The 11,319-nt window shown below is 68.4% G+C and carries 6 protein-coding genes; 3 read left to right on the top strand and 3 right to left on the bottom strand.

The features are described from left to right. Positions 1–140 precede the first annotated feature (140 nt). Complete coding sequence (locus tag M6444_RS00985; RefSeq protein WP_298322002.1) at positions 141–2,081, bottom strand: aconitate hydratase; 1,941 nt, start codon at positions 2,079–2,081, stop codon at positions 141–143. A gap of 83 nt (positions 2,082–2,164) precedes the next feature. Next, positions 2,165–3,766 (bottom strand): GMC family oxidoreductase N-terminal domain-containing protein, encoded by a 1,602-nt coding sequence (locus M6444_RS00980; RefSeq protein ID WP_298322000.1) that lies wholly within the window; start codon positions 3,764–3,766, stop codon positions 2,165–2,167. Positions 3,767–3,891: 125 nt separating this feature from the next. On the opposite strand from M6444_RS00980, the gene M6444_RS00975 reads away from it, so the two are divergent. Both M6444_RS00975 and M6444_RS00970 read left to right on the top strand, forming a co-directional pair. Next, positions 3,892–4,323 carry a helix-turn-helix transcriptional regulator gene (locus M6444_RS00975; protein ID WP_298321998.1) on the top strand — a complete coding sequence of 144 codons (432 nt, stop codon included), beginning with the start codon at positions 3,892–3,894 and terminating at the stop codon, positions 4,321–4,323. Positions 4,324–4,333: 10 nt separating this feature from the next. After that, positions 4,334–4,744 carry a VOC family protein gene (locus M6444_RS00970; protein ID WP_298321996.1) on the top strand — a complete coding sequence of 137 codons (411 nt, stop codon included), beginning with the start codon at positions 4,334–4,336 and terminating at the stop codon, positions 4,742–4,744. A gap of 21 nt (positions 4,745–4,765) precedes the next feature. Here M6444_RS00970 and M6444_RS00965 read toward each other — a convergent pair whose 3' ends face one another. Then, positions 4,766–8,860 carry a S8 family serine peptidase gene (locus M6444_RS00965; protein WP_298321994.1) on the bottom strand — a complete coding sequence of 1,365 codons (4,095 nt, stop codon included), beginning with the start codon at positions 8,858–8,860 and terminating at the stop codon, positions 4,766–4,768. A 125-nt stretch (positions 8,861–8,985) separates the two neighbouring features. Here M6444_RS00965 and M6444_RS00960 point away from each other — a divergent pair. Beyond that, a partial coding sequence (locus tag M6444_RS00960; protein ID WP_298321992.1) for a BTAD domain-containing putative transcriptional regulator occupies positions 8,986–11,319 on the top strand: 2,334 nt, incomplete at its 3' end.

Genomic DNA, 11,319 nt, shown 5'->3' with positions numbered 1-11,319 from the left:
GATCGTCGTGCGGGAATGTGCGGGTTATAGCGGCATTTTCGACCACGACGATCATCACGACCGCCGGGAACCGGCCGTGGAGCCCACGACGATCACCACGACCGCCGCGCGGGCAACCCTCGAGAACGTGTGGCTCCAGGTTAGAGCTCGCGGCGCAGGACCGGGATCACGCCTCCGGTGAGCACCATGTCGATCTGACGGGGCGACAACCGATGGCGCAGTTCGACGGTCCGGTCGCCGACTCGCGCCTGCAGCGCCCGCCCGCCCTGCAGGCTCTCGTGCACGCCGTTCAACTCGAGGGTGTCGCCGGGGCCGAGCGTGTCGTAGTCGGCCGGGTCGGCGAACTCCAGAGCCAGGACGCCGAAGTTGGCGAGGTTCTGCCAGTGGATACGCGCGAACGACTTGGCCACGACGACTCGCAACCCGAGGTAGCGCGGGGTGATGACCGCGTGCTCTCGCGACGAGCCCTGACCGTAGTTGTCCCCGCCGATCACGACGTGGTCGCCGAGGGAGGCCGCGCGTTCGGAGTACGTCGGGTCCACCGGCCGGAAGGTGAACTTCGCCAGTTCCGGGATGTTGGAGCGGAAGGGCAAGGCTGCCGCACCGGCCGGGGAGATCTCATCGGTCGAGAGGTTGTCGCCGACCTTGAGCGCGACCGGCAGCTGCATCGCGTCCGGAACCCCGTCGAAGTCGGGCAGTGTGGAGATGTTCGGCGTCTTGACCAGCTCGATCTTCGCGGATTCCTCCGGCGGCAGCGGTGGAACCAGCATCGAGGTGTTGATGCTGTGCCTGGTCGGCAGGTCGAGGACCGGGTAGTCGACGCCGTACTTCTCCGCCCACGCGCGGGGGTCGGTGATGACCCCGGTCAACGCGCTGGCAGCAGCTGTCTCCGGGGAGCAGAGAAAGACCGAGTCGTCCGGCGTGCCACTGCGGCCGGGGAAGTTGCGCGGGAAGGTCCGCAGGCTGTTGGTGTCTTGGGCCGGTGCCTGGCCCATGCCGATGCAGCCCATGCAGCCGGTCTGGTGCAATCGGGCGCCTGCGCCGAGCAAGTCGAACGTGGCACCCATCCTGGTCATGTCTTCGAAGATCTGCCGCGACGACGGGTTGACGTCGAAGCTGACCGACGCGTCGCTCTGCCTGCCTTTCACCATCGCCGCAGCGATCGCGAAGTCACGCAGGCCGGGGTTGGCGCTGGAGCCGATGACCACCTGGCTGATGTCCGTGCCGGCGACCTCGGAAACCGGCACGACGTTGCCCGGCGAGGTGGGCTTGGCGATCAACGGCTCGAGAGTCGAAAGATCGATGTGATCATGGAGGTCGTACGTCGCATCATCGTCGGCCAGCAGTTCGGTGAAGTCGTCTTCGCGGTCTTCAGCCCGCAGGAACTGCCGGACGGCGTCGTCGGCGGGGAAGACCGTGGTGGTGGCGCCGAGCTCGGCGCCCATGTTCGCGATCACGTGCCGGTCCATGGCCGACAGATGGGCGAGGCCGGGGCCGTGATACTCGATGATCCGGTTCAGCCCGCCTTTGACGTCGTGCCGCCGCAGCATCTCGAGGATCACGTCCTTGGCCGACACCCACGGCGGTAGCTCACCGGTGAGTTCGACACCCCAGACTTCGGGCATCGTCACGTAGAGCGGCTCGCCGGCGATCGCCATCGCCACTTCGACCCCGCCCACGCCGACCGCGAGCATGCCCAAGCAGCCGGCGGCGCAGGTGTGTGAGTCCGAGCCGGCCATGGTCAGGCCGGGCCGGCCGAAACGCTGCATGTGCGTGGGGTGCGACACGCCGTTGCCGGCTTTGGAGTACCACAGGCCGAAGCGGCGGCACGCACTGTGCAAGAAGGCGTGGTCTTCGGCGTTGCGTTGGTCGGCCTGTAGGAGGTTGTGGTCGACGTACTGCGCGCTCAACTCGGTGCGGGCGCGGTCGAGGTCCATCGCCTCAAGCTCGAGCATGACCATGGTGCCGGTGGCGTCCTGGGTCAGCGTGTGGTCGATCCGAAGCCCGATCTCACTACCGGGCGTGGCCTCACCGGAGACCAGGTGCGACGTGATCAACTTCTGCGTGACGTTCAAGCCCATGCCCTGAACCTACCCGTCGGTCATCGTGATATCCCCCACATCGGAAATGACTGGTAGGCCCAGGGCATCGAGCAAAGCTCACGTCAGGAGTCGCGGATGAGGTCCGCGGCTCGCCAGCCGATCGCCATCGCGGGAGCGGCGGTGTTGCCGGAGACCTGCTGCGGCAGAACCGACACGTCGACCACCCGGAGACCGTCGACCCCACGCACGCGCAGGTCAGGCGTGACGACGTCGTCGTCCTCGGGGCCCATGGCCGCCGACCCGACGGCGTGGTAGATCGTGATCCCGGGGGAGTGGGCGAAGTTGACGACCTGTTCCGGGGTTTGCACGTCCGGGCCGGGGAACTCCTCGAAGGCGATCTCCGAGGCGATGGGTTCCTGAGCGGTCACCTCGCGCAGCTTCTGCACGATGCTGCCCGTGACACGCCGGTCTTCGGCATCGTCGAAGTAGTTGGCGGCGATGATCGGGGCCGCACCTGGACTGGCGCCGCTGATGTGGATGGAACTGTGCGTGTTGGGCCGGATCTGGTAGCCCAGCATGTACAGGCCGGGTTCCTTGGCGACATCGAGGCCGTTGGAGAAGTCCAGTCCGAACGGCACCGCCACCACTTGGATGTCCGGACGGCTCGCGTCCGGGCCGGATCTGATGTGCGCCATCAGGTCATACCCTGCCGTGCCCACGGGGCCCTGGCGGGTCAAGAGGTACCGGGCGCCCTGAGCCAGCTGCTTGGCCTTGGAACTCAACGCCAGGGTGTTGCCGATGGGGCGCTTGAACCGGACTTGAATCGCCACGCCGTGCTGCTCGATCATCCGTTCTCCCACATGGGGACTTTCGACCCGGATCGGGACGCCGGCTCGCCTCAGCACGTCGCCGCGGCCGATACCGGACCGCTCGAGCAAGAGGGGCGTCTCGATCGCGCCGGCGGAGAGGATGACTTCCTTGCGGGCGGTGTACGAGATGAGTCGCCGTCCCGACCTCGCCCTGACACCGATGACGCGCTTGCCGTCGAAGCGCAGGGTGCCCACCGTCGTTCCGGTGGCGATGGTCAGGTTCTTCCGGCCGCGGATCGGCCAGAGGAAGGCGTTCGCGGTGCTCTGGCGGATGCCGTTCTTGATCGTCGACGGCGTGAAGCCGACTTGCTGCTCGTCCTGGGCGTTCAGGTCCTCGACGAACTTCCAGTCCGCACCGGCAGCCGAATCGAGGAACAGGCGCACGGTTTCGTCGTCGGTGTCGGTCGGAACGGTGACGCCCAACGGGCCGCCGGTGCCGCGCATCGCGGAGGCGCCGAGAGAATGGTCCTCCATGGCCAGGAAGGCCGGCAGGATGTTGGTCCAACTCCACTGTGGATTGCCGGCCGCGGCCAGGGCGTCGTAGTCCTCTTGCTGACCGCGTACGTACATCATGCCGTTGACCGCTGTGGATCCGCCGAGCACGCTGCCGCGCAGCCAGGGCTCGACGTACCCCGACGGGAACGGTTTGGCCGAATAGGTCTTGGTCAACGAGTCGGACTTGAGGGTGAAGAAGAACCCCTTGGGGATGTACAGCAGTGGATTCCATCCCTTGCCGCCTCGCTCGATCAGGAGCACAGACGTACGTGGGTCCTCCGACAAGCGGTTCGCCAGCACCGCTCCCGAACCCCCAGCTCCCACGATGATGTAGTCGTACGACCTCTGACCGCCGGACATGGCGAACCGCCTCCTTGAAAATATTGGGTTGTTGATACATCAACAAATGTTTCGGCGATGTTGTTCCCCGAGCCCGCGCACGGCGTCGCCGCGCCGCTGGCGTCAGCACTGGATAAGATTTCGCCATGGCCGACACGCATGACTTGCGTGATCTGGTGCGGTTGCGTCGAGTGCGCGACCGCATCGACCGTGAGTACGACCAGCCGCTGAACGTCGAAGCGCTGGCCCGTGACGCGCACATGTCGGCGGGGCACCTGAGCCGTGAGTTCAAGCGCGCCTACGGTGAGTCGCCGTACTCCTACCTGATGACGCGGCGCATCGAGCGCGCCATGGCGCTACTGCGACGCGGCGACCTCAGCGTCACCGAGGTGTGCTTCGCCGTCGGCTGCTCCTCGCTGGGGACATTCAGCACCCGATTCACCGAGCTGGTGGGGGTGGCACCCAGCGTGTACCGGCGCGAGGCGACCGGCGCCATGGTGGGGATCCCACCCTGCGTGGCCAAACACGTCAGCAGACCGGTCAGGAATCGAGAAGCGCGGGTTCTCCAGCGCGCCTAGCCTCGTCACCATGAACATCACCATTCACAACGCCTACCTGCCGCACAACGACCCGCAGGCCTCGTTGCGCTTCTACCGCGACACGCTGGGCTTCGAGATCCGCAACGACGTCGAGTACGGCGAGCTGCACTGGATCACCGTCGGCCCGCCGAACCAGCCCGACGTGTCCATCGTCTTGCATCCGCCGTTCGCCGACCCGGGCATCACCGACGACGAGCGCCGCACGATCACCGAGATGATGGCCAAGGGCACCTACGCCGGCATCAACCTGGCCACCCCGGAACTCGACGAGACCTTCCAGCGACTGCAAGCCGACGAGGCCGAAGTCGTCCAAGAACCGACCGACCAGCCCTGGGGGATCCGCGACTGCGCGTTTCGCGACCCCGCCGGCAACATGATCCGCATCTTCGAGGTCAGTTGACCCGACGGCTTCGCGCGGTCGCTACCGGGCACCACCGCGCCGCGATTGCAATTCGAAGGCATCGATGACGGTCTGCTGGACCCGGTTGCCGGCGTCGTCGACCGCCTCGGCCCGCAGGCTCACCGTGGTCCCGGCTCCGTGACGCGCCGGGTGAACCAAGACGACCCGATAGGCGCCGTCGCCGGCCACCTGTGCCGTCCGTGCGGGTTGCCAGTGCTCGCCGCTGTCGTAGCTGACCTGCACGTCGAAGCTGTCCACGGCGCTGGGCGGAGCCCCGGGCTGTCGGTACACGTAAACCGTCAGCTGCTGGGCGCCGGGAGCCGGTGCCGTGTTGTCGACGGTCAAGCCCGCGGCGAAGTCCCAACTGAGCTGCAGCAACCGCTCGACGCGACACAGCTTGGGCCCGGGTGGAGCATCGGGTCCGCCTTGGCCCTGGCACTCGAAACCATCCACCGACTCGTCACTGGTGGGATGTTCGGAGGTGAACTCCCACTCCGAGCTGATCTCGGCAGGGTGCGGTGTGTAGGCCGGGTTGACGCGGTGCGTCAACCGGTAGTGCGCCCGCTGCGGGTACTGACTGAGGTCCCACAGGGCGGGAATCGGCGTCGGCAGCTCCGCACCGTCCCGGTAGAGGTGCACCTCGGCATCGCCGGCCAGCGCGGCCCACAGGTAGTTCTCGCCGCTGTGCGTGCCGTCGCTGTACGTGGACTCCGGGAAGACGTACAGGTTCTGGCCGTCCCGGCAGAACACGCAACCGTCGTGGAACGGGAAGACTCCGGCCAGCTCACCGAGGACGGGCAGGCGCAGCGAGCCCAGCCCGGACGGCATGCCCCACGTCGTGCGAATCCGTTCGGCTCGGTCGAAGACCTCGAAGGCCTCCTCGGACTTGTCGTCGGAGATCAGCCCGTCCGGGTTGTCCCGCTCGCTCGGGTGAGCACCGTCCAGCAGCGTCCACCACAGCACATCGTCGGACACCGGCCCGACGTACTCGGTGCGCACCGTCTGCCCGGGCAACCAGGCCCGGGTCGCCACGCTGGCGCCGTCAGGCTCGATCTGGCGCGTGATCCGGTGGATGTCTCTGGGGCGCGAACTGTTGTAGTGCGACTCGACCGTGGCCAGTTCATCGGCCCGCACCTGATAGCGGCCGTCGTCGGGTACCACCGGGTCGGTGAAATGCAGGCGATAGGCCACCGACGGGTCGGTCGCAGTAGACAGCCGCACCGGCACCGGCTCGCCTCCGGTGTACGAGCGCAGCTGCTGCACCTCACCGGGACCGAGGCGCAGCACCGGCAGCGGCGCGCTCGGCTCGCACCCTGCCGGCGCGCCGCCGTCGATGATCGGCGGGCCACACCAGGTGGGTACCCCCACGTCCACGGCGAGCACCGCGCCGACCGCACCGGCCTCGCGCAGCCGCATCAACGTCTCGTGCACCGGCACGCCTGGATTGTTGATACTGAAGCCGTCTTGCCACGTGCGTGTCAGCAGGGCGAGATTGCCGCGGAGGTCCGAACGTTCGACGGCTTCGGCGCTGCCGGACCCGACGTCGACGAGCTGGAGATCACCCTGCACGTCGAGCTTGGGGGCCTGGAAGTAATAGTGCAGGTACGTCGGGTCCACGGTGGGAGCGTCGGCCCCCAACACATCAAGCCGCGTGATGTCGTCGATGGCCTCGATTCCGGTGATGAATCGCGCGGATGCGACGGTGACCGGCTCGGTCGGGGTGACTCTGAGCAGTTGTGCCCCCATCCGGCCATGGTCGGCCGCCCAGCCGATCCGGTAGGAGCCGCCGTAGGTCGTCTCGCGAACCATCGTCTGACTGACGGTGAGCAGCTGGGTCGGCTGCGGGGCGGACAGTCGTAGCGGCACGGCAGCCGTGCCGTCCAGGACGACCTCGTGGTCGGCGCCGCTGACGACCACTTCCGGGTCGACGAGCTCGGTGTGGGCGAACGCGCCGCTCGAGGGGTCGACGTGCAGGAACGACACCGAGATCGCGTACACCCCGTCCGGCACCCAGACGTCGGCGGATGGAACCTGGCGAGCCTCCAGCATGACCGGCTGCTCAGCGTCCACCCGAACGAGCGTCCACAGCGCCCAGTCGGTCATGCGCTCGTTCGGCCACCCCTGCGGCGGTACGGCGGTCAGCCGCAACGTGTGTCCCGGCGGCAAGGGATTGGCCCCGATCGCCGTGCCGAACATCTCTACCCCGGAGTTCGAGTCGAGCACCTGGAACCGCCCGGAGTGCGAGCCGTGCCCGTCCCGGCGTGGCGTGAAGGTGACCTCGACCTGCCCCGAGCCACCACCGGGCACGGTGAGTGTGGCCGGCTCGACAGCGATCTGCGAATCCGCCCCGTCACCGGCGGAATCCTGCAGATGTGCGGCGAGATCGATGGTGGCCGGTGCGTCGGCGTGATTGGTGATCGTCACGGTCGTGGTGACCGGTTCCTCGTGCGGGAAGGCCAGCTGTCCGAAGTCGATGCTGGCCGGGGACATCGTCAGGTCCTGCTCGAGCGCTCGAGCCATGTCGACGCGGCCGGCTCCCTGCTCGTAGCCGGACAGGCCCGATGGAGAGACGGCCGAGCCCATCAGCGCCGCCTTGAGCTGTTCGGCCTGCCAGTGCGGATGCTGCTGGGCAAGAATCGCGGCAGCCCCGGCCACGTGAGGTGTGGCCATCGACGTGCCCTTCGCGGTCGTGTAGTGCTCTCCGACTGCGGTGCCCAGGCTCGTCCCGGCCGCGCGGGCCGCAGTGATCGCGACGCCGGGAGCGGTGATGTCGGGCTTGAGGGCGAAGCTGCGGGTGAGGGGCCCGCGTGAGGAGAAGTCGGCCAGCCGGTCGGTCTTGTCGACGGCGCCGACGGTGAGCGCGGCCGCTGCGGCGCCGGGCGCGGCCACGGTTCTGGGGTTGGGGCCGGTGTTGCCGGCGGCGACGACGAACAACGTTCCGGTCCGCTCGGTCAGCTCGTCGACCGCCAAGCTCAACGGGTCGTTGCCGTCGCTGGGGGCATCGGTGCCGAGGCTCATGTTCACCACCTGCGCATCGGCGGCCGTGGCCCACTCCATCCCGTCGATGAGCCATGACTCACGCCCGTCGCCGTTGTCGTCCAGCACCTTGCCGACGAGGAGCGAAACGCCAGGTGCGACGCCGCGGTACCGCGAGTCCGATGCGGCGCCCGAGCCGGCGATGGTCGAGGCCACGTGCGTGCCGTGCCCGTGCCGGTCGACCGCTGAATCCTCGGTGGTGAAGTTCACCGCTTCGACGATCTTGCCGGTCAGATCCGGGTGGGTCTGGTCGATCCCGGTGTCCAGGACGGCGACGCTGACCCCGGCGCCGTCGAGGCCGGCCTGCCACGCGGCCGGAGCGCCGATCTGGGCCACACTCTGGTCCAACGTGGGGTGCACCGGGCCATCGAGCCAGACACGTTCGATCTCCGCCGGTCGCGCCTGCCGGCTGCGTTCGTGTGCTGCTGCGCCCAGCCGATTCCGAAGGTCGCCCCAGAACGCCTCCAAGTGCTGCGCGGACACGGCTACGCCAGCCGCGTTGATGCTCTCCAGCGCGCGCACGTCGCTGCTACCGGGCAGCTCGCCGGTGCGGGCCCTCAGCGTCGCAGCGAGGCTCGCCGCCCCGGTCTCCGCCCGGCCCACCGCCTGGTCCGCGTACTGCACGATGACCGGGAGCTCGTCGGTGTCGGCGTAGCCGGCCTCCACCAACCTCCGCACGTCGAACAGCTCGCGATCCACGATCCCGGCGGCGATCGCCGGCCCGGCATCGGAGGGAAAGACGTAGTGAGCTCCCTCCGGCGTGCTCACGGTCCGGAACGTCACCGGCGCGCCGTCCGCCGTGAGCCGCTGCGACGTCACGGTGGTGGCGTAGTCGCCGGTGCCGAGCCGCTGGACCGTGACGGTGTCGCCGGTCAGGAGGGTCACCTCACCAGCGTCGAGGGCCTCATCGCCGGTCACCGCGGTCGGCAGGCCGCCGGGCCGGGCCGCCGCCTGGCCGATGCCGTCGAGTGATTCACTCGGCAGCGCCGGGGCCCCAGGGGTGGAGAGCGCGGCCAGGGCCACGATCGTGCCGGTCGCGATGGGTGCGAGTCCACGGCGGAGCATGTTGCCTCGGGTCACGAGGAAGTCCTTTCCAGCTCGTCCACGCAGCGGCGACTTGCGGCCATCAGCAAGCTTGGCCGGACTTGGTTGGCACCGGCTTGACATTTCCTTGACACCGATGCCGCCCTCACTACGCTGCTGGCGTGGAATTCCGCCTGCTCGGCCCGGTCGAGTTCGCCACTGACGGCACGGCGCGACGGCTCGGGCGGTTGCAGGAGCGGTGTGTCCTGGCGGTCCTGCTCGTCGAGCTGGGCCATGCCGTGCCGGTCACTCGGCTGGTCGACTTGCTGTGGGACCGATCGCCGCCGGCTCAGGCCACGGCGATCGTGCAGACCCACGTGTCACGGCTGCGTGCTCTGTTCCGCGACGCCGGCGCCGAGCGCTACGGGGTGCGCCTGGCCACGACGGGCGCGGGATACATGATCGAGGCCCCGGACCAGGTGGTGGACATGCACCGGTTCCGTCGGCTCGTGCAGGAAGCGCGGCGTGCGGACTCCGCGTCCGCGCGGGTGAGCATGCTGCGTGACGCGCTCGACCTGTGGCGGGGCCCGGCGTTGGCCGACGCGGCGACCGCGCCGATCAAGGCACAGATCTGTGCCGGACTCGACGAGCAACGGGTCTCGGCGCAGGAGGACTACGCCGAGCTCCGGCTGGGCCTGGGCCGGCATCGCGAGCTGGTCACCGAACTGACCACGCTCGTCGCGCAGCACCCGTTGCGGGAGCGGCTGGTCGCCTTGCTGATGCTGGCGCAGTATCGCTCCGGGCAACAGGCCGAGGCGCTGGCCAGCTTCCGGTCAGCTCGCCGGCGGTTGATCGACGAACTCGGCATCGAACCCGGGGCCGAGCTGCGCGCTGTCGAGCAGGCCATCCTGGCCCATGATCCGGGACTCGAACCGCGCCTGTCCGCCATGAATGCCGTTGAGCAGCCCTCGGTCGAGACGTCGACGACTGTTCAACGGCCGGCATGGCGGGGTCCGCGGTCGCGGCTGACCCACCTCATCGGCCGGGAGCCCGAGGTGGCCGGGCTGACCCAATTGATGAGCGATCATCGCCTGATCACTGTGGTCGGAGCGGCCGGAGTGGGAAAGACGACGCTGGCGTTGCACTGCGCCGAATCAGCTGCGCCGGAGTTGCGAAGTGACGTCACCGTTGTGTTGCTCGGCTCGCTGCGCAGCTGGGACGAGCTGGTCCTCGCACTCGGTGGCCTGCTGGGTGTCAAAGCGGCCACGGTCGACGAGTCGCTGTCCGGTGTTCACGCCGTGCTGGGTGGGCGACCACATCTGCTGCTGCTCGACAACTGCGAACATCTCACTCAGCCGTGTGCTCGGTTGTTGCGCCGGTTGTTGTCGGCTTCAGCGATGCTGCGCGTGCTGGCGACCTCACGGCAGCCGCTCGGCGTGGACGAAGAGACGGTGTATCGCTTGGAGCCGTTGCGGTTGCCGGACGTCGATCGCCCGGCCGACGCCGATGTCCCCGCGGTCGCCCTGTTCCTGCGCCGCGCGCGTGAGATCACTCCTCAGGTTGCGCCGACGGACGACGACTTGGCCGCAGTCGGGCGAATCTGCCGTCGAGTGGACGGTCTGCCGCTGGCCCTGGAGCTGGCCGCTGCCCGGCTGCGGACCCGATCGGTGACCCGGCTCGCCGACGACGTCGAGCACGGCTTCGACCTGCTGGATGTCGAAACCGATTGGACCGGCACCACGCTTCACCCCCTGAGCGCCACCCTCGACTGGTCCTACCAACTGCTCAGCCCCGCTGAGCAGAAGCTGTTGGCTCGGCTGTCGGTGTTTCGCGGTGGCTTCACGACACACGCGGCCGAGCAGGTGTGTGGCGACGCCGACGCTCCGGATTCTGTCCTGCCTGCGCTGTCGCGGCTGGTTGACCACTGCTTGGTCCAGGTGCACGACACCAACGGCCGGCGACGTCATCGGCTACTGGAGGTCGTGCAGGACTACGCCGCCGGCAAGCTGGACGACGCGTCGGCCATGGCGGAGGCACACCTGGAGTACTGGCTGGACCGCGCACGCAGCGTCTTGGCCCGCCAAGGCTTCGACGACCAGGTCCGCAGTTGGACGGAGATGGAGGACGACCTGGGCAACCTGCGCGCCGCCGTCGAGTACGCGTACCGTACCGGCCGAGCCGCGTCTGCAGTGGAGCTGACCTCACTGCTGTTCAACGTGTGGACCGCTCAAGGCAATCAGTTCGCCGAACCTCAATTGTGGTACGACCGCGCTGTCCCGTATCTCGACGAGTGTCCGTCCGGCCCCCGCAGCGGGGCACAGTTCCACCGGGCACTGCTGTGCCTGAACCGCAACGACCACGTCGGCTGCCTCGCGTTGTTGCGCCCGGCGATGCCGGACTTGCTCGACTACGATCCCGACGCCCACTTGGAGGCGCGGATCATCGAAGCCCGGGTGATGTCCTGGATGCTGGACCCGGACGCCCTGACCCGAGCCGCGCAGGTCTTCGCCGACGCC

Source organism: Haloactinopolyspora sp. (assembly GCF_027324685.1).
In the GTDB taxonomy this organism is placed as follows: domain Bacteria; phylum Actinomycetota; class Actinomycetes; order Jiangellales; family Jiangellaceae; genus Haloactinopolyspora.
This window is presented reverse-complemented; position numbering and strand designations above follow the sequence as displayed.

Bases quoted from the DNA above. Each gene is read 5' to 3' on its own strand.
- M6444_RS00980 (WP_298322000.1), bottom strand. From the start codon at position 3,766: ATGTCCGGCGGTCAGAGGTCGTACGACTACATCATCGTGGGAGCTGGG.
- M6444_RS00975 (WP_298321998.1), top strand. From the start codon at position 3,892: ATGGCCGACACGCATGACTTGCGTGATCTGGTGCGGTTGCGTCGAGTG.
- M6444_RS00985 (WP_298322002.1), bottom strand. From the start codon at position 2,081: ATGGGCTTGAACGTCACGCAGAAGTTGATCACGTCGCACCTGGTCTCC.
- M6444_RS00970 (WP_298321996.1), top strand. From the start codon at position 4,334: ATGAACATCACCATTCACAACGCCTACCTGCCGCACAACGACCCGCAG.